The following is an 18,491-nucleotide window of genomic DNA, read 5'->3' on the forward strand; positions in this document are numbered from 1 at the left end:
GCGCGGCCGAACCGGACGAACGTTCCTGCCCAGGCGGCCCGTTGCGCGCCCGCGTCACACCACCGCACCGAACGGCCCCCTCCCGAACGGTCACCCCTTCTGGACGAAGCGCAGCGACCGCAGGCCGCGCTCCAGGTGCCAGTGCAGATAGGCGGAGACCAGCCCGCTGCCCTCCCTGACGTGGCGCCGCTCGGCCGCGTCCGCCGTCGGCCAGTCGCCGGTGAGCAGCGCGCCGAGCAGCAGCAGCGCCTCCGGCGAGGGCACCACGCTGCCCGGCACCCGGCAGTCCACGCATATCGAGCCGCCGGCGGCCACCGAGAAGAAGCGGTTGGGCCCCGGCAGCCCGCACCGCGCGCAGTCCGCGAAGCTCGGCGCGTACCCGCCGACCGCCAGCGAGCGCAGCAGGAACGCGTCCAGCACCAGGCTCGGCGCGTGCTCCCCGGCCGCCAGCGTCCGCAGCCCGCCGACCAGCAGCAGATACTGCTGGACGTTGACCTCGCCCTCGTGGTCGGTGAACCGTTCCGCCGTCTCCAGCATCGCGGTGCCCGCCGTGTAGCGGTCGTAGTCGGAGACGATCGAGCGGCCGTACGGCGCGATCGACTCGGTCTGGGTGCACAGCGGCAGGCCGCGCCCCACGAGGGTGCTGCCCCGCGAGAAGAACTGCACGTCGACATGGCTGAACGGCTCCAGCCTCGCGCCGAACTTCGACTTGGTCCTGCGCACCCCGCGCGCGACCGCCCGAATCCGCCCGTTGCCGCGGGTGAGCAGGGTGATGATCCGGTCTGCCTCGCCCAGCTTCTGGGTGCGCAGCACGATGCCGTCGTCGCGGAACAGGCTCATGCCGCCCATTGTCGCCCGGCCCGGCGGCCGGCCGGTCCCCGGCTTCATCCGCCGCCGCGCGCCCCCGCGACGACGGTCCTCTTTCAGCGGAGCGCGCCCGCGCGCCCCGCGCGCTCCTGCGGGATGGTGAGAGGGTGAGCCCTCTCCTCCTGCCGCGCCGGCGCAACGAGCGGGAGACGCCGTCCGACGTTCCCGCGCTGGACCCGCCGATCACGGTGGGGCGCTGGGACGTGTCCTGGACGCTGCCGGCGGCGCTGCTGCTGCTGATCGTGGTGGCGGACTGGCGGGCGCCGGAGCACATGCGGATCGTCACCTGGGTGGGTCTGGTGCCGGCGTTCGCCGCCGGGATGTGCGGGGTGTGGACGACGGCCGCGTTCGCCGTGGTGTGTCTGGGGACGGTGATCGGGCTCGAACAGTCGCTTGACCACCAATACCCGATGGGCGTCAGCGAGTTTCTGCTGGTCGTGACGGCCTGCGTGCTCTCGGTCCTGGCCTCGGCGCTGCGGCTGCGCGCCAACCGCCAGGTGCGGCGGCTGGAGGACGCGGCGCAGGCGACCCGGCTGGCGGTGCTGCGGCCCATCCCGCCGCGGATCGGCGGGGTGCGGACGGCCAACGTCTATCTGGCGGCGGAGCGCGCGGCGAAGGTCGGCGGGGACTTCTTCGACGTGCAGCCGACGCCGTTCGGGCCGCGGGTGCTCCTCGGCGACGTGCAGGGCAAGGGAACGAGCGCGGTGGACGCGGCGGCGGCGCTGCTGAGCGCGTTCCGCGAGACGGCGTACTACGAGGCCGACCTGGCGGTGGTGGCGGAACGGCTCGAACACCGGATCCGGCGGCAGAACCAGTATGTGTCGCTGCTCGGGGAGAGCGGCGAACGGTTCGCCACGGCCGTGCTGGTCGGGCTGCCCCCCGAGGACAGCGGCTGGCTGGAGATGGTCAACTTCGGTCACGAGGCGCCGTACGCGATCACGGGCGAGCGGGTGTGGGCGCTCCCCGAGGGGGAGGGCACCCCGCTGGGCCTGACCGAGCTGACGGGGCGGCTGCCGCCGGTGCGGAGGGTGGCGTTCCCCGGGGAGGCGACGCTGCTGCTGTACACGGACGGCGTCAGCGAGGCGCGGGACCGGAACGGGACGTTCCTGCCGCTCGCCGAGGAGCTGGCGGGCGCCTCGGACACCTCGCCGCGCGGAGTGGTGGAACTGGTGGAGCACGCGGTGCTGCGCCACACCAGGGGCCGGCTCACCGACGACACCGCCGTGCTGGCCGTGCGCCGCGACCCGGACCCGCCGGCGGACGGGCTCACGCTGGACTGACCCGTCCCGCTCCGGGAGAGACCCCGCCGTGGCGGGGAAACTACCCGGGGTGAGGGAACGGGGGACGGTCCGGCTACTCTCCTGCCCATGTCAGCTGTGGGAGACCGCGCGAGCGGTCCGAGACCCGGACGCCGCGCCGCCACGGCGCTCACGCTCGCGCTCGCGCTGGTGGGGACCGCCGGCTGCACGCTCACCGAACGGGCGGGGCCCGGCGGCGACGTGCTGGCCGCGCTGGAGGAGGTGCGCTACGAGTCGCCGCCGCCGACCGGCCTCACCTATGTGGACGCGACCAGGGCCAACGAGCTGCGTACCGAGGACGCCGAACGGTTCGCGTTCGTCGCCGGCCTCGGCACCCCGCTGCTCAACCTCAGGGACCTGCCGGCCGAACGCTACGGTCTTGTCCCCGGGGACGCCGAGACCACGGTGACCGTCGACTTCGGCGCGCCGTTCGGGCACTGGGACGGCTCCTTCGACGCGGCGGCGATCGTCGACGACCTGGCGGCCGACGGCTTCACCGAACGGGAGACCGACGCGGGCACCGTCTGGATCAGCCACGACCGCGGGCTGGGCCTGATGGTCACGGACGACCGCATCCACTGGGGCGACGAACAGCTGAACCCGGCGCGAACCGAGTCCTCGGGCGAGCCGCTCGCGGCGCGGGACGCCTACCGCGACCTCGCGGACTGCCTGGGCGACGTCTACCGCGCGGACTTCGTACAGGCCCGCGAGGGCGCGGCCGTCCCCGTCCACGCCGTCGGCCACCGGGCCGAGGCGGCGGACGAGACGTCGACGGTGCTGTGCGCGGTGACGGAGGACGAGGCGACGGCGGACGCGGCGCTGGAACGGCTGCGGGAGGAGGTCGAACGGGCGACGACGCGGTACGCGGGCGCGGAGGTGTCCGCGCTGGACGCGGGGGGCTCCGTCGGCGTCCGGGTCACCGTCCCCGACCGCCCCGAACAGCGCCCCGGCCGCCTCCTCGCCGGCGACACGGACCTGACGGACGCGCTACGCGAACTGTGACCTGGCGGCCGGCCGCCCCCGCAGGGGCGCCGACAACCCGCCTTGCCGGCGCGGCACCGTCGTCGTCTCCATGCACCGCGCCCCAAGCCGCCCACCGGCCGAGAAGGGGCGCGGGGAACTGCGCGAGCAACCACGCACCGGGCCGAGGACGACAACCCACCCACCCACGAAGCTCCGTAGTCGACCAACCCCCGCCACACATGCACCGCGCAGTTCCCCGCGCCCCCAAACAGGCCGCCACCTACCGCACGTGAACCCGCACCTGACCGACCACGCCCACCACAACCAGGGGCGCGGGGAACTGCGCGAGCAACCACCCACCGGGCTCACGCCGACAACCCACCCACCCACGAAGCTCCGTAGTCGACCAACCCCCGCCACAGATGCACCGCGCAGTTCCCCGCGCCCCCAAGCCGCCCACCGGCCGAGAAGGGGCGCGGGGAACTGCGCGAGCAACCACCCACCGGGCGCACGCCGACAACCCGCCCCGACCGGCAAGGTCAGTGGTCAGTCGGCGTGATGAGCCCCGACTCGTACGCCGCGATGACCAGTTGCGCGCGGTCACGCGCGCCCAGTTTGCCCATCACGTGGCTGACATGCGTCTTCGCCGTCAGCGGCGACATCCGCAACGACGCCGCGATCTCCGCGTTGTTCTGGCCCCGCCCGACCAGGACGAGCACCTGGCGTTCGCGGTCCGTGAGCCGTGCCAGCGCCGCCGTCGGCGGCGCCGGCGCGTCCGGCACGCGGAGGGCGCGGGCGATGAGGCGCGCCGTCGGGCCGGGCGACAGCAGCGCCTCCCCTCCCGCCACGGTGCGGATCGCCGCGAGCAGGTCCGCCGGCCGCGTGTCCTTGACCAGGAACCCGGACGCCCCGGCGCGCAGCGCCGCCAGCACGTGGTCGTCCGTGTCGTAGGTGGTCAGCACCAACACCCGCAGCCCGGCGAGCCGTTCGTCCCCGGCGATCCGCCGCGTCGCCTCGATGCCGTCGAGGTCGGGCATCCGGATGTCCATCACGACCACGTCGGCCGGGGTGGAAAGGGCGAGGGCGACGGCGTCGCGCCCGGTCCCGGCCTCGCCGACCACCGCCATGCCGGGCGTCGCGGAGACCAGCATCGCGAACGCCGACCGCACCAGGAGCTGGTCGTCGGCCAGAATGACCCGCGTCTCGGGCGTGCCGTCCGTCGTGCCGTCCGTCGTGCCGTCCGTCGTCACGACAGGTCTCCCTTCAGGGGCAGTTCGGCGGTGACCTCGAAGCCGAGGGCACCGTGGGCACGTGGCCCGGCGCGCAGCGTCCCGCCGGCGGCCCGGGCGCGTTCCCGCATCCCGGTCAGCCCCAACCCGGGTTCCGAGGACGCCGGTTCGGGCCGGGCCGTCCCCGGGGACGGCCCGCCGTCGGCCACGTTCACCCGCAGGGTGTCCCCGTCCCGCCGCACCGCGACGGCGACCCGCGTTCCCGGCCCGGCGTGCCGGACCGCGTTGGTGAGGGCCTCCTGGACGACACGGTAGGCGGCGGCGCCCACCAGTCCCGGGACCGCTCCGAGGTCGGGCGCCACGGTCGCCTCGACGACCGCGCCCGCCTCCTCGGCGATCCTCACCAGGTCGGGGAGGGCGTCGATCCCGGGCGGCGGCCCGTCCGGCTCCGGCTCGTCGCCGCGCAACCCGCGCAGTGTGTGGCGGAGTTCGGCGCGGGCGTCGCGGCAGACGTCGGCGATGGATTCCAACGTGCCGGTGACGGCCGGCAGGTCGGCCCTGGCCGGTTCCACGGTGAGCAGATGGGCGGCGACCGAGGCGCGGACCCCGATGACGGTGACGCTGTGCGCCAGCAGGTCGTGCAGGTCGCGCGCGATCCGCAGCCGTTCCTCGGCGACCCGGCGCGCGGCCTCCTCCTCGCGGGTGCGTTCGGCGCGCTCCGCCCGTTCCCTCGCTGCGGCGAGCAGCCGGCGGTGCAGCCGCGCGGCCTCCCCCACGGCCAGCACGCACAGCAGCCAGCCGGAGATCCGCAGCAGTTTGAGCGCCGAGCCGCCGCCGTTGCCCTGCCAGACGACCAGCACCGCCAGCAGCACCCCGCCCGCCAGCACCAGGGTCCGCCACCGGGGGCCGGCGGCGGCTGCCGTGTAGGCGCCGACGGCGGTGGCGGCGAACGGGGCGGCGTGCTGGTAGTCCAGCCGGTGGTAGACGGCGGCGAAGGCCAGCGACAGCAGCAGCGTGCCGAGCGGCGCGCGCCGCCGCCACGCCAGGGGCGCGACGACGGCGCCCAGCAGCGCCAGCGCGGGGCCGTCCGTCGCCCGCCCGTCGTGCGGCAGCAGCACGGCGATCGCGCCGCAGGCCACGGCCAGGGCGGCGGCGAGCAGGGCGTCGACCCGGAACTCCCCGAGCCGCGCGGGGAGTTCCGAGAGTCGCCGGACGGCCGACACGGAGGTCACGCGGCCATCATCCGGCATCGCCGCGCGGCCCCGCCCCGGCGGGCACCGCGTCCACCGCCGCCCGCTGGCCCGGCGCCGCGGGCCGCCGGCCCAGCGGCCCCGGCCACCACACCCGCCGGCCCAGCAGCCAACTGGCCGAGGTGACCAGGTAGGTGCGGACGAGGAACGTGTCCAGCAGCACCCCGACCGCGACCACGAAGCCCATCTCCGCCATGACCACCATCGGCATCCCGGCCAGCACGCAGAACGTGGCCGCCAGCACCACGCCGGCCGAGGCGATCACCCCGCCCGTGGTGCGCAGCGCGTCGAGCGCCGCCGTCCTGGTGTCCGCGCCGTTCAGCGCCTCCTCGCGCATCCGGTGCATCAGGAAGATGCCGTAGTCCACGCCGAGCGCCACGCAGAAGACGAACGACAGCAGCGGCACCTGCGCGTCCAGCCCCTCGAAGCCGAGGACCGGGCCGAAGACCAGCCCGCCCAGGCCCATCGCCGCGCCCCAGGAGGCGACCACGGCCGCCAGCAGCAGCAGCGGCGCGACCAACGCCCGCAGCAGCACCGCGAGCACCAGCAGCACCACCGTCAACACCAGCGGGATGACGAGGCGTTGGTCGTGTGAGGCGGTGTCCGCCAGGTCCATGGTCTGGGCCGTGGGCCCGCCCACCAGCGCCTTCGCCTCCGGCAGTTCGGCCAGCCGTTCGCGCAGCGCGTCGACCGTGGCCTGCTCGCCCTCCGACTCCGGCGGGTCGGTCGCGAAGACCTGGATCTCCCGCCAGCCGCCGCCCTCCCGGCCGGCCTCGGCCTCCGCGACGCCGTCGGTGGCCAGCGCCGCCTCCCGCACCTCCTGGGCGTGGTCCGCGTCGGCCAGCACGGCGATCGGCTGCCCGCTGCGTTCCGGGAACGCGTCCGCGACCAGTTCCATCGCGCGCACCGAGGCGGGCGTCTCGGTGAAGTTGTCCTGCTCGGCCAGCGGCCCCGGCAGCCGGAACGTTCCCAGCGCCAACGCGCCCAGCAGCAGCGTTCCGCCCACGAGCACGGTGACCGGGCGGCGGCTGATCGACGAGCCGAGCCGCGCGAAGAACGTGTCGCGTCCCGTCGCGCGGGACTCCCCGTGGCGCGGAACCAGCGGCCAGAACACCCGACGTCCCAGCAGCACCAGCAGCGCCGGCAGCAGCGTGACCATCACGGCCAGCGCGCAGAGCACGCCGACGGCACCCACAGGGCCCAGGCCGCTGCTGCTGTTGAGGTCGGCGAAGGTGAGGCAGAGCAGGCCGAGCGAGACCGTTCCCGAGGAGGCCAGCAGCGCCGGGCCGCAGCCGCGCAGCGCCGCCGCCATCGCCTCGCCCGCGCCGGGCAGCCGGCGCAGCTCCTCCCGGTAGCGGGCGACCAGCAGCAGGGCGTAGTCCGTTCCGGCGCCGAAGATCAACACCGTCATGATCGAGCTGGACATGGTGGTGACGGTGAGGTCGAACCACGACACCAGCCCGTTGACCAGCGCCATCGCCGCGACCGCGGCCACCCCGACGGCGAACAGCGGCAGCAGCCACAGCAGCGGGCTGCGGTAGGTCAGCACCAGCAGCACGGCGACGATGCCGGCGGTGGCGAGCATCAGCGTGACGTCGATCGACTCGAAGACCGCCTCCGCGTCCACGCCGAGGGCGCCCGGGCCGCCCAGCGCGAGGGTCAGCCCCTGGGGCGGGTCGGCGATCAGCTCCCTGATCTCGCCGACCGCCTGGCCCTGCTCCTCCTCGCCCAGCTCCCCCAGCGAGAACGGGTGCAGCGCGGTGCCCCCGTCGCCCGAGACGACCCCGGCGGCGGCCGGGTCGCCGGCCGCCACGTCGAAGAGCGCGTCGATCCGTTCCAGTCGCCGCTCGACGAGCGCCCGGTCCTCGGCGGTCAGCCCGCCGGGCCGCTGGGCGACCAGCAGCAGGTCGGTGGTGTCGCCGCCGGGCAGCAGCTCCGTGAGCCGCGCGACCTCGGTGGACTCGGCGCTGGCGGGGAGGTAGTCGACACCCTCGTCCTCGGTCGACTCGCCCAGCTGGCCGGCGAGGGGCAGCGCGAGGACGACGACCAGCAGCCACAGCCCCAGCACCCCCCAGGCCAGCGGGGAGGAACGGGAAGGGCGCACGTCTGATCGACCCATGGCGGGGCTCCTGGGAGAGGAAGGGGAACGCGGCGAAGCGCCGCGACCGTTCCAGACTCCCGCCCCGTTCCGCCGTCCTCGTCCCCCCGCGGACCGGTCTTCGCCCGCACCCCCGGCAGGCCTCCGCCCTCCCCCTACTCCCCCGGGAGTAGACCCGCCGGCAGGGAGGCGGGTCATCTCGCATCGTGGGACGTGGGGGAACGGCGCACACGGGCCGGTTAGGCTGGTCGTCGCGATGCGAATCTGGACGCTCCTCCTTAGCCGCCGCGGCGAGGGTCCCTAGGCCAGGACCGACCCCCTCCCCGCGGAGTTCGGCGCTGCCTGTCGGTCATACCGTCCCTGCCTCACGCCCGACCGCGCCCCAAGGAGTCCCTCGCCCATGAGCACGCCGCCCCTGAAGAAGCCCACGCCGCAGACCAACGCCACCGGCACCCAGCGGCCCTCCGGGATGCCGATCCACCGCTACCGTCCGTTCGAGGCGGTGGACATCCCCGACCGCACCTGGCCGGGCAACCGCGTGACCCAGGCCCCGCGTTGGCTCTCCACCGACCTGCGCGACGGCAACCAGGCGCTGATCGACCCGATGTCGCCGGTCAGGAAGCGGGCGATGTTCGACCTGCTGGTGCGGATGGGCTACAAGGAGATCGAGGTCGGCTTCCCCTCCTCGGGTCAGACGGACTTCGACTTCGTGCGCTCCATCATCGAGGAGGACGCGATCCCGGAGGACGTCACCATCTCGGTGCTGACGCAGGCCAGGGAGGAGCTGATCGAGCGGACCGTCGAGTCCCTGGTCGGCGCCCGCCGCGCGACCGTCCACCTCTACAACGCGACCGCGCCCACGTTCCGCCGGGTGGTCTTCCGCGGCGGCAGGGACCAGGTGCGGGCGATCGCGGTGGACGGCACCCGGATGGTGCTGGAGTACGCGGAGAAGCTGCTGGACGACCGCACGACGTTCGGCTACCAGTACAGCCCCGAGATCTTCACGGACACCGAGCTGGACTTCGCGCTGGAGATCTGCGAGAGCGTGATGGACGTCTGGCAGCCGGCCGAGGGGCGGGAGATCATCCTCAACCTGCCGGCCACGGTGGAACGTTCGACGCCCTCCACGCACGCCGACCGCTTCGAGTGGATGGGGCGGCACCTGAGCCGCCGCGAGTTCGTCTGCCTGTCCGTACACCCGCACAACGACCGGGGCACCGCCGTGGCCGCCGCCGAGCTGGCGCTGATGGCGGGCGCCGACCGGGTCGAGGGCTGCCTCTTCGGGCAGGGCGAGCGCACCGGCAACGTGGACCTGGTGACGCTGGGCATGAACCTCTTCTCGCAGGGCGTCGACCCGCAGATCGACTTCTCGCAGATCGACGAGATCCGCCGCACCTGGGAGTACTGCAACCAGATGGAGGTCTCCCCGCGCCACCCGTACGTGGGGGACCTGGTCTACACGGCCTTCTCCGGCTCGCACCAGGACGCCATCAAGAAGGGCTTCGACGCGATGGCGGCCGAGGCCGAGGCGGCGGGCCGCTCCGTCGACGAGCTGGCCTGGGACGTGCCGTACCTGCCGATCGACCCCAAGGACGTGGGCCGCAGCTACGAGGCCGTGATCCGGGTCAACTCGCAGTCCGGCAAGGGCGGCGTGGCGTACGTGCTGAAGTCGGAGCACGCGCTGGACCTGCCGCGCCGGATGCAGGTGGAGTTCTCCCGCACCATCCAGGAGAAGACCGACGCCCAGGGCGGGGAGCTGACGCCGGCCGCGATCTGGGAGATCTTCTCCGACGAGTACCTGCCCGGCGGGCCCGGGGTGCCCGGCTGGGGCCGGATCGCGCTGCGCGACGTGCGGACCACCAGCACCGGGGACGGCGAGGACGCCCTCACCGTGGACGCGGTGCTGGACGGCGCCGAGACCACGCTGACCGGCGCGGGCAACGGGCCGATCGCCGCGTTCTTCGACGCGCTGGCCGGCACCGGGGTGATCGGGGACGACATCCGGCTGCTGGACTACGTCGAGCACACGATGAGCGAGGGCGCCGGCTCCCAGGCCGCCGCCTACATCGAGTGCGCCGTGGGCGACCGGGTGCTGTGGGGCGTCGGCATCGACGCGAACATCGTGCGCGCCTCGCTCAAGGCCGTGGTCTCCGCCGTCAACCGCGCGGCGCGCTGACGTCAACACCGCTTGACGGCGGGCGCGTTGTCCGCACCGGGTCGGGGTGAACGTTTCTCGTCCGCCCCGACCTGCGCTTTCCCGGCCAGGGAACGGTCGGCCCCGGTCACTTCGTTACGCACTACTGACGGCACCCGCCGACTGTGGTTAACATCACGGACGCGGCGATGGAGCCAGCGGGTAACGGAGGTACAGCGTGGTGCACTCCCGGTTGGCCGGGGTCAGGACTGTCTGGCGGGTCACTGACGACGGGGATTTCTTCTGCGTCGACTGCGGCGGCGACCGTCGTTACCAACGCCTGGAGGGCAGGCGGCGGTTGACGGTGCTGGCCGTGCCCGTGCTGCGCCGGGGCGCCGCCGAGCCGGTGGTGGAGTGCGTCTCCTGCCGCGCCCGGTTCCCCGAGCGGGCACTCGCGCAGCCCACGACGACCCGGCTGGCCACCCTGCTGCGCGAGGCGGTGCACTCGGTGGCGCTCGGCGTGCTCGCCGCCGGCGGCACGGAGTCCGAGCCGGCGCGGCGGCTCGCGCTGGACGCGGTGCGGGACGCGGGCTTCCCCGACTGTTCGGAGGAGCGCCTGCTGACGCTCCAGGCGACGCTGGCGGCGCGCAGCCTGTCGCTGGTCGCGACGGAGATCGGCGAGACGGTCTCCGTGCTCACGCCGCACCTGTCGACGCCAGGCCGGGAGAGCCTGCTGCTGCGCGGCGCGCGGATCGCCCTGGCCGACGGCCCCTACCGGGAGGCCGAGCGACGGATGCTGACCGCCCTGGGCGAGGCCCTGTGGCTGCCGAGCGCCGACACCGAACGCCTGCTGGAGGCCGCGGCCACGGCCAGCAGCTGAACCGGTCCCCGCGGGGCTCCCCGGTGACGGCTCAGAAGCCCAGGCGGCGCAGCTGCTTGGGGTCGCGCTGCCAGTCCTTGGCGACCTTCACGTGCAGGTCGAGGAAGACCGGCGTGCCCAGCAGCGCCTCGATCTGCCGCCTGGCCTTGGTGCCGACGTCCTTCAGCCGCTGGCCCTTGGGTCCGATCACGATGCCCTTCTGGCTGGGGCGCTCGATGTAGAGAAACGCGTGCACGTCCAGCAGCGGCCGGTCGGCCGGGCGGTCCTCGCGCGGCAGCATCTCCTCGACAACCACGGCGATCGAGTGCGGCAGCTCGTCCCGCACGCCCTCCAGCGCGGCCTCCCTGATCAGCTCGGCGATCATGACCTGCTCGGGCTCGTCGGTGAGGTCGCCCTCCGGGTAGAGCGGCGGGCCCTGCGGCAGCAGCGGCACCAGCAGGTCCGCCACGAGCCCGACCTGCTGGCCCGACACGGCGGAGACCGGCACGATCTCCGCCCACTCGATGCCGGCCTCGCGCCCCAGCTGGTCGACGGCGATGAGCTGCTGGGTCAGCGTCTCGCGGTCGGCCAGGTCGGTCTTGGTCACCACGGCGACCTTCGGTGTGCGCTTGACCTGCGCCAGCTCCTTGGCGATGAAGCGGTCCCCGGGGCCGACCTTCTGGTCGGCCGGCAGGCAGAAGCCGATGACGTCGACCTCGGCCCAGGTGGTGCGGACCACGTCGTTGAGCCGCTGCCCGAGAAGCGTGCGCGGCTTGTGCAGCCCCGGGGTGTCGACCAGCACCAGCTGCGCGTCGTCGCGGTGCACGATGCCGCGCACCGAGTGGCGCGTGGTCTGCGGCCGGTTCGACGTGATGGCGACCTTCGTGCCGACCAGAGCGTTGGTCAGCGTGGACTTGCCGGCGTTGGGGCGGCCGACGAAGCAGGCGAAGCCGGAGCGGTGCGGGGCGGCGGCCTGGCCGGCCGTGGGATCAGGGGAGTTCATCAGGCCGCGATGGTCCCACGAAGCGTGCCGTCCGGGCCAGCCAGCAGCAACGGCGTTCCGGCGCCCCCCAGGTCCCGCACCGCCGCCAGGTCCGTCTCCGGCAGCGTCTCAGCGGCGGTGACCACGGCCGCCGCCTCCAGCGAACCGGCGCCGCTGGCCACCGCCATGGCGACGGCGGTGCGCAGCGCGCTCAGCCGCAGCGAGTCCAGGGCGACGGTGCTGGCCACATAGGTGCGGCCCATCTCGTCGCGCACGGCGGCGCCCTCGGGGGCGCCGTTGCGGGCGCGGGCGCTGCGCGCCAGCGTGAGGATCTTGCGGTCTTCGGGGCCGGGCTCCTCGGGGCCCGCCGCCGGGGAGGCAACGCCATCGGTCATACCGGTGAGCTTATGCGGTGGCCCGCGCGCCATCGCCACCGGTCAGCCCCTCACAGCCGGGTGGTGCCCGGCTGGTCGGGGCTGGGCGCGGGGGTGCCGCCGCCGGCGACCTCGGCGAGCTTGGCGACGGCGCGCTCGGCCATGGGCGCCAGCTCGCCCTCCTCGGCCGCGTCGCCCGCGTCGCGGCCGGCCTGCGCGACCCGCACCAGGTGCGGCCCGACGCGGGCGACCACCACCTCCAGCCGCACCGGGGTGCCGGCGCCCTCGCCGTCCAGGGAACGCCGATAGCTCAGCGCGGTCGACTCGTCGCCGAGCCCGCCCGGCGTCTCACCGGGCTGCGCCTCGTAGGCGACGGTGACGGCGTTGCCGGCCGGGCCCTCGTCGGCGTGGAACGTCTCGCAGCGGCCGGCCGCCGCCCGGAACTCGGCGAGCGCCGCCCGCGCCTCCCCCGTCGAGCCGTGGTCGGTGGCGGTGGTGGTGACGAACGGGCCCGTCTCGGTCTTGGCGAAGCCGGCGCTCTGGCTGCCGTCGACGGAACTGTCGAACAGCTCGCGGCAGCGGCGTTCGCTTGGCTCGGGAACACCGAAGCCGCGCCGCTCTGCGGCCTCCTCGCTGTCGCTCGCCCACCCCTCGGGGAAGTCCACCGCGTCCAGCAGCGCCTCCCGCAGCCGGGCCTCGCCCAGCGAGTCGTCGGCGGCGGGCTGGCCGGGGGCCAGCGCGAGGCTGAGGGTGGCGAACCCCGCGACGGTGACCGTCCTCAGATGCGCGTTCATCCCCCCATGGCGCCACCCGAACGGCCCCCCTGCCACCCCACTGACCCGTTCGGGTGAACGGGGATGTCGACGACCGGGGTGTCGCTGAGTCCCGTCGCAGGACGAACGGCTTGGCGAGCGCCGGCATTTCCGCGAGAGTGGAGCGCCGGGCCTTCAGGAACGGTCTCGACGTCCTGCTCGGCGCCCCGTCCGCTGCGGGGTTCCCCCGCCGCGCCCCTCAGCGGCGGAACGAGAAGAAGGGGTCTGATCGTGCCGGAACACGAGATCGTCGCGCGCTTCGACGGCTCGCCTCGGGTGGAGTTCCCCGTGCGGCTCAACCAGGGATTCGTCGTCTCGATAGCGCACGAATTCGGCTACGCGGTGGACGAGGTCAAGACCACCAGCCAGCACATCGCCCACCGCCTGGTGTTCCGGAGGGACGACAGCGAGGCGGCACGTCAACGCGCCGCGTGGGCACAGCACATGTACCGCACCACCGGCGCCTGGTGGGCCGTCTGCTGGCCGCCCCATCTGCACGACAAGCCGGAGACGGTGCACCCCACCAAGGCCGGTGAGGTGCGCCTGGCCCTGCACAGACTCGAATACGACGGCCAGGTCCGGCTCGTCGCCGTCATGCTGATCGTCGCGGCCTTCACGCTCATCATGGCGTGGCTGAACCGGGCCACCGTGGGGCTCGCCATCCCGCTGGGCGCCCTTTCTGCCGGCCTGCTGGCGGGAACGCTGCTGACCGGTCGCCTGTCGCGGTGGACGCGAGCGCGCCATCGAGCGCTTCTCGCACGTTTCGAGGCGCAGCGCTACTACCCCTCCCCCGACGACGGCTTCGAGAACCAGGGAGCCTCGTGAACGAGCATGAGCTGATCACCCGCCTCGACGGCTCCGAGCACGTCTCGATCAACATCAACTCCGACGGTCGCCTGCTCGTCGCGATCAGTCACGAGTTCGGCTACCGATTGGCGGAGATACGGGGCCACGGAGTCAGCATCACGCTGGTCTTCCAGCGGGACGACAGCGAGGAGGCGCGGCATCGAGCCGCCTGGGCGACCCACCTCTACCGCACCACCGGCGCCTGGTGGAACCCGTGCTGGCCGCCCCATCTCCAGAACCAGCCGGACACGGTCACCCCGGCCCAGGCCGGAGCGGCCAGGATCGCGATCCACCGCTTCGAGCGCGGCGGCGGCACCGCACCCCCGCGTGCCGTGCTGCTGATCGGCGCGGTCGCGGCCCTGATCGGAGCCGGCTTCGCCCTCGACACCCCGTGGCTGGCGCTGTCCCTGGCGGCCCTCGGCGTCCTTCTGCTCGCCCTCGTCCCCGTGGCGGGGCGGTGGGTCCTCAACGGACACCAACGCCAGCTCGCACGCGTCGAACGGTTCGAAGCGCAGCGCTACTACCCCTCGCCCGACGACGCGAGGGGGGCCTGACGCGCGTCGCGCCCGGCGTATCCGGACCGGCACCCCCGCCAGGGGCTACTCGTCGCTCCCCGCCTCCTCCGGCAGGTCGCTGACCACCGGCTCGACCAGCACCCGTTCGATCCGGTTGCGGCGGCCCGACGGGGACTCCGCCGTCAGCCGCAGCGCGGCCACCGGCGGGCCGGCCGCGTCCAGCGGCTGCTCGTCGGAGACGTCGACCACGGCCCGCGCCCCCGCGATCGGCACCCGTCCCAACGCCTTCGCCAGCAGCCCGCCGACGGTTTCGACGTCCTCGTCGTCGAGCCGCAGGTGGTACAGCTCGCCGAGCGCGCCCAGGTCGAGGCGGGCGGTGACCCGGTAGCTGCCGGCGCCCAGCTCCTCGACCGGGGGCAGCTCGATGTCGTACTCGTCGGTGATCTCGCCGACGATCTCCTCCAGGATGTCCTCGATGGTGACGAGCCCCGCGGTCCCGCCGTACTCGTCGATCACCACCGCCACGTGGATGTGGTCGCGCTGCATCTCGCGCAGCAGGTCGCCCGCGTTCTTCGTGTCGGGGACGAACGTCGCCGGCCGCATCACGGACTCCACGGACTCGCTCTCCGACTCCCGTCGGACATGGGTCTGCCGGGCCAGGTCCTTGAGGTAGACGATGCCGACGATGTCGTCGTCGCTCTCGCCGGTGACCGGTATCCGCGAGAAGCCGGAGCGCAGCGCCAGGCTGAGGGCCTGGTGGAGTGTCTTGCCCCGGTCGATGGAGACCAGGTCGGTGCGGGGCACCATCACCTCGCGCACCAGGGTGTCGCCCAGCTCGAAGATCGAGTGCACCATCCGGCGCTCCTCGTCCTCGATCAGCGACTCCCGTTCGGCGAGGTCCACCATGGCGCGCAGCTCCGCCTCCGAGGCGAAGGGCCCCTTGCGGAAGCCGCGGCCCGGGGTGACCGCGTTGCCCAGGATGATCAGGGCCTGGGTCAGCGGGTTGAGCACCCGCACGAGCGGGACCAGCACGAACGAGGCGGCGATGGTGGTGGTCAGCGGGTGCTGGCGCCCGATGGTGCGGGGCGAGACGCCGACCGCGACGAAGGAGAGCAGCACCATGATCCCGAACGCCACCGACAGCGCCGGCAGCAGACCGTCGAAGAGCTCCAGGCAGGCGTAGGCGACGAGCACGGCCGCCGCCATCTCGCTCGCCACGCGCAGCAGCAGCGCCAGGTTGAGGTAGCGGGTGGGGTCCTTGGCGACCTCGGCGAGCCGGTCGGCGCCGCGCCGACCGGCGCGCGCGGCCTCCTCGGCGCGGTAGCTGGTGATCACCGCGAGGCCGGCCTCGGCGCAGGAGGAGAGCCAGCCGACGGCGAGCAGCCCCACGACGGCGACCAGCAGGGTGCCGGTCATGTCAGCGTGGGGGCCGGGGAGGGCCCGGAAAGGCCGCGCTCGGCGCGCCAGCCGTCGACGATGGCCTGCTGGAGTCCGAACATCTCGGCGCGCTCCCCCGGCTCCTCGTGGTCGTAGCCCAGCAGGTGCAACACCCCGTGCACCGTGAGCAGTTGCAGCTCGGTGTCCATGGAGTGCCGGGTGGGTGCGGCCCGGCCCTGCTCGGTGGCGACCTCGGGGCAGAGGACGATGTCACCGAGCAGGCCCTGCACGGGCTCCTCGTCCTCCTTGGCCGGCGGACGCAGCTCGTCCATCGGGAAGGACATCACGTCTGTGGGGCCCGGCAGGTCCATCCACTGGAGATGGAGCCGCTCCATCGCCGCCGCGTCGACCGCGATGACGGACAGCTCGGAGAGCGGGTGGATCCGCATCCGGGCCAGCGCGTAGCGGGCGATGTCGAGCAGCGCGTGCTCGTCGAGCGGCTGGCCGGACTCGTTGTTGACCTCGATCGCCATGGTGTGCGGCGGCTACTTTCCGGTCCGGTGGTCATAACGGTCGTACGCGTCCACGATGCGCCCGACCAGCTTGTGGCGCACCACGTCCTGGCTGGTGAGCCGCGAGAAGTGCACGTCGTCCACGCCGTCCAGGATCTCCTGCACCTGGCGCAGACCGCTCTGGGTGCCGCCCGGCAGGTCGACCTGGGTGACGTCGCCCGTGATCACGATCTTCGACTCGAACCCGAGCCGGGTGAGGAACATCTTCATCTGCTCGGTGCTGGTGTTCTGCGCCTCGTCGAGGATGATGAACGCGTCGTTGAGCGTCCGTCCGCGCATGTACGCCAGTGGGGCGACCTCGATGGTGCCGGCGCTCAGCAGCCGGGGGATCGAGTCCGGGTCCAGCATGTCGTGCAGCGCGTCGTAGAGCGGGCGCAGATAGGGGTCGATCTTCTCGTAGAGCGTGCCCGGCAGAAAGCCGAGCCGCTCGCCGGCCTCGACGGCAGGGCGGGTCAGGATGATGCGGTTGACCTGCTTGGACTGGAGCGCCTGGACGGCCTTGGCCATCGCCAGATACGTCTTGCCGGTACCGGCGGGGCCGATGCCGAAGACGACCGTGTGCTGGTCGATCGCGTCCACGTAGCGCTTCTGGTTGAGCGTCTTGGGCCGGATCGTCTTGCCCCGGTTGGACAGGATGTTCTGGGTGAGCACCTGCGCCGGGCTGGCGTCCTCGCCGCCGGTGCCGCGCAGCATGGCGATGGAGCGCTCGACGGCGTCCTCGGTGAGCGGCTGGCCGGTGCGGAGCACCAGCATCATCTCGTCGAAGAGGCGCTGCACGAGGCGGACTTCGGCCTCGTCTCCGGTGGCTCGGATCTCGTTGCCCCGCACATGGATGTCGGTGGCGGGGAAGGCCCGCTCGATCACGCGCAGCAGCGTGTCGCCCGAGCCCAGCACGGTGACCATCGGGTGCTTGGCCGGAACGGTGAACCGCGCGGTCGCCTCGTCGGTGGGGCTCGGCTGGTGTGTGGGTGTCTGCGTCATGGGCGGCCCGGAAGGACCTGCTCATCCCTCTCTGCGCTGGGGTGCCTTGGGTCCCAGAGTACGACGGGAAGCGGTCGTTCCCCCAGGACATTACGGAGCGCGATCCGCCTGCCGCGCTGCGGTGTTGACCACCCGGCCGGCCTCACACGGAGCCGCCACTGAGCGACGATTCGATCACTCCGAGTCATCGTTCAGCCCCGGAATCCGAGGGTGGGAACGGCTCTGCGGCGCGGACCCGCGGCCGTGGCGGCCGGCAGCAGGCCGGCCAGGAACGCGTACCGCTCGACCAGCGGGTGGCCCTCGGGCTCCGGTCCGGCCGGGGTGAGGGCCTGGGCGTTGCGCCACCATGTCTCGATCTCGGTCCAGCCGGGGGCGGAAAGCGAACCGCCGAACTCCCGCACCGAGAGTGAGGCCGTCAGCCCGGCCAGGGCCAGCCGGTCGGCGAGCGGCCAGCCCGCCAGCGAGCCGGTGACGAAGCCGGCCATGAAGACGTCCCCGGCGCCCGTGGTGTCGAGCGCGTCCACGACGATGGCGGGCACGTGCGCGCTCTCCCCCGTGCGGCCGTCCACGCCGTAGGCGCCGTCGGCGCCCATGGTGACCACGGCCAGCGGCACCCGCTCGGCCAGCGCGTGGGCGGCGGCCCTCGGGTCGTCGGTGCGGGTGTAGCGCAGCGCCTCGGCCGCGTTGGGCAGGAACGCCTCGCAGTGCGCGAGGTCGGGCAGCGCCGCCAGGTCCCAACGGCCGCTCTCGTCCCAGCCGGTGTCGGCGAAGAGCAGCACCCCGTCGCCGGCCGCCTCCGCGATCCACTCCTGCGGGCGGCCCGGCGCCAGCGAGGCGACGGCCGACCGCGCCTCCGGCACGTTCCCCGCCGTCGGCTCGGCGGCCGGCGGCGGCGCCTCGTGGCCGTGGGAGACCATGGTGCGCTCGCCCTCGTAGGCCATGGAGACGGTGACCGGCGAGTGCCACCCGGCGGGCGTCCGGGAGCGGGAGAGGTCGATGCCCTCGCCGCGCTCCAGCGTCTCCCAGCAGTACTCGCCGTACTTGTCGTCGCCGAAGGCGGCGGCGAGGCTGGTGCGCAGGCCGAGCCGGGCGAGGGCGGTCGCCATGTTCGCCACGCCGCCGGGGCTGGAACCCATGCCCCTGGCCCAGGACTCGGTGCCGCGCACGGGCGCCGAGTCGAGCCCGGTGAAGACGATGTCCAGGAAGACCGTGCCGGTGAGGAAGACGTCGCAGGCCGGGTCGGCGGGCCCGCGCACGGCGGCGAGCGGGTCGATCGGGCAGCGCTGCGGGGGCTCGTTCTCGGGGGTCACCTGTGGCTCCGGGCTGGGTCGTGG

The 18,491-nt window shown here is 73.6% G+C and carries 17 protein-coding genes; 6 read left to right on the forward strand and 11 right to left on the reverse strand.

The features are described 5' to 3' along the window. Positions 1-90: 90 nt before the first annotated feature. Entirely contained in the window at positions 91-840 is a 750-nt protein-coding gene (recO, locus tag FH715_RS00780) for a DNA repair protein RecO (protein ID WP_170184582.1), read from the reverse strand. Positions 841-974: 134 nt separating this feature from the next. Here recO and FH715_RS00785 point away from each other — a divergent pair, with 134 nt between their 5' ends. Both FH715_RS00785 and FH715_RS00790 read left to right on the forward strand, forming a co-directional pair. Beyond that, complete coding sequence (locus FH715_RS00785) at positions 975-2,147, forward strand: PP2C family protein-serine/threonine phosphatase (protein ID WP_246108466.1); 1,173 nt, start codon at positions 975-977, stop codon at positions 2,145-2,147. Positions 2,148-2,234: 87 nt separating this feature from the next. Further along, positions 2,235-3,167: a hypothetical protein gene (locus FH715_RS00790; protein WP_139640025.1), complete on the forward strand. Its 933-nt coding sequence runs from the start codon at positions 2,235-2,237 to the stop codon at positions 3,165-3,167. A 500-nt stretch (positions 3,168-3,667) separates the two neighbouring features. On the opposite strand, the gene FH715_RS00795 is transcribed toward FH715_RS00790, so the two are convergent. From FH715_RS00795 to FH715_RS00805, 3 genes are read right to left on the reverse strand one after another with little or no spacing between them, the layout of a single operon-like run. After that, positions 3,668-4,378 carry a response regulator transcription factor gene (locus FH715_RS00795; protein WP_281290678.1) on the reverse strand — a complete coding sequence of 237 codons (711 nt, stop codon included), beginning with the start codon at positions 4,376-4,378 and terminating at the stop codon, positions 3,668-3,670. After that, on the reverse strand, positions 4,375-5,589 hold the full coding sequence (locus tag FH715_RS00800) for a sensor histidine kinase (protein WP_246108467.1): 1,215 nt from the start codon (positions 5,587-5,589) through the stop codon (positions 4,375-4,377). Before FH715_RS00800 ends, FH715_RS00795 begins: the two co-directional genes overlap by 4 nt. Before the next feature lie 7 nt (positions 5,590-5,596). Beyond that, positions 5,597-7,726 (reverse strand): MMPL family transporter, encoded by a 2,130-nt coding sequence (locus FH715_RS00805; RefSeq protein ID WP_139640027.1) that lies wholly within the window; start codon positions 7,724-7,726, stop codon positions 5,597-5,599. Between the two features lie 379 nt (positions 7,727-8,105). Between FH715_RS00805 and leuA the strand changes: the two genes are divergently transcribed. Both leuA and FH715_RS00815 read left to right on the forward strand, forming a co-directional pair. Then, positions 8,106-9,881 carry a 2-isopropylmalate synthase gene (gene leuA, locus FH715_RS00810; RefSeq protein WP_139640028.1) on the forward strand — a complete coding sequence of 592 codons (1,776 nt, stop codon included), beginning with the start codon at positions 8,106-8,108 and terminating at the stop codon, positions 9,879-9,881. A 196-nt stretch (positions 9,882-10,077) separates the two neighbouring features. Beyond that, the gene (locus FH715_RS00815) at positions 10,078-10,719 is read left to right on the forward strand and encodes a TerB family tellurite resistance protein (protein ID WP_246108468.1); all 642 of its coding nucleotides are present in this window, start codon (positions 10,078-10,080) and stop codon (positions 10,717-10,719) included. Between the two features lie 31 nt (positions 10,720-10,750). Here FH715_RS00815 and era read toward each other — a convergent pair whose 3' ends face one another. Genes era through FH715_RS00830 form a run of 3 tightly spaced genes read right to left on the reverse strand, consistent with a single transcriptional unit; the run spans position 10,751 to position 12,848 of the window. Beyond that, positions 10,751-11,701: a GTPase Era gene (gene era, locus FH715_RS00820; protein ID WP_139640029.1), complete on the reverse strand. Its 951-nt coding sequence runs from the start codon at positions 11,699-11,701 to the stop codon at positions 10,751-10,753. Continuing rightward, positions 11,701-12,075, reverse strand: coding sequence for a cytidine deaminase (locus FH715_RS00825; RefSeq protein WP_139640030.1), 375 nt, complete (start codon positions 12,073-12,075; stop codon positions 11,701-11,703). Before FH715_RS00825 ends, era begins: the two co-directional genes overlap by 1 nt. Before the next feature lie 50 nt (positions 12,076-12,125). Next, positions 12,126-12,848 (reverse strand): hypothetical protein, encoded by a 723-nt coding sequence (locus FH715_RS00830; protein WP_139640031.1) that lies wholly within the window; start codon positions 12,846-12,848, stop codon positions 12,126-12,128. 249 nt (positions 12,849-13,097) lie between these two features. Between FH715_RS00830 and FH715_RS00835 the strand changes: the two genes are divergently transcribed. Together FH715_RS00835 and FH715_RS00840 are read left to right on the forward strand one after the other, a co-directional pair. Next, positions 13,098-13,691, forward strand: a complete 594-nt coding sequence (locus FH715_RS00835; protein WP_139640032.1) for an MFS transporter — start codon at positions 13,098-13,100, stop codon at positions 13,689-13,691. Continuing rightward, positions 13,688-14,266, forward strand: coding sequence for a hypothetical protein (locus tag FH715_RS00840; protein WP_139640033.1), 579 nt, complete (start codon positions 13,688-13,690; stop codon positions 14,264-14,266). The genes FH715_RS00835 and FH715_RS00840 overlap by 4 nt, the downstream gene beginning before the upstream one ends. Positions 14,267-14,311: 45 nt before the next feature. Here FH715_RS00840 and FH715_RS00845 read toward each other — a convergent pair whose 3' ends face one another. From FH715_RS00845 to FH715_RS00860, 4 genes are all read right to left on the reverse strand, one after another. Continuing rightward, positions 14,312-15,643 carry a hemolysin family protein gene (locus FH715_RS00845; protein ID WP_139640034.1) on the reverse strand — a complete coding sequence of 444 codons (1,332 nt, stop codon included), beginning with the start codon at positions 15,641-15,643 and terminating at the stop codon, positions 14,312-14,314. Continuing rightward, the gene (gene ybeY, locus FH715_RS00850) at positions 15,640-16,137 is read right to left on the reverse strand and encodes an rRNA maturation RNase YbeY (RefSeq protein WP_139640035.1); all 498 of its coding nucleotides are present in this window, start codon (positions 16,135-16,137) and stop codon (positions 15,640-15,642) included. Before ybeY ends, FH715_RS00845 begins: the two co-directional genes overlap by 4 nt. 12 nt (positions 16,138-16,149) lie before the next feature. After that, positions 16,150-17,157 (reverse strand): PhoH family protein, encoded by a 1,008-nt coding sequence (locus FH715_RS00855; protein ID WP_097232896.1) that lies wholly within the window; start codon positions 17,155-17,157, stop codon positions 16,150-16,152. A 191-nt stretch (positions 17,158-17,348) separates the two neighbouring features. After that, positions 17,349-18,467, reverse strand: coding sequence for a PfkB family carbohydrate kinase (locus FH715_RS00860; RefSeq protein ID WP_139640036.1), 1,119 nt, complete (start codon positions 18,465-18,467; stop codon positions 17,349-17,351). Positions 18,468-18,491 lie beyond the last annotated feature (24 nt).

Origin of the sequence: Streptomyces sedi (assembly GCF_006335015.1) — a bacterium.
Classification (GTDB): Bacteria; Actinomycetota; Actinomycetes; order Streptomycetales; family Streptomycetaceae; genus Streptomyces; species Streptomyces sedi.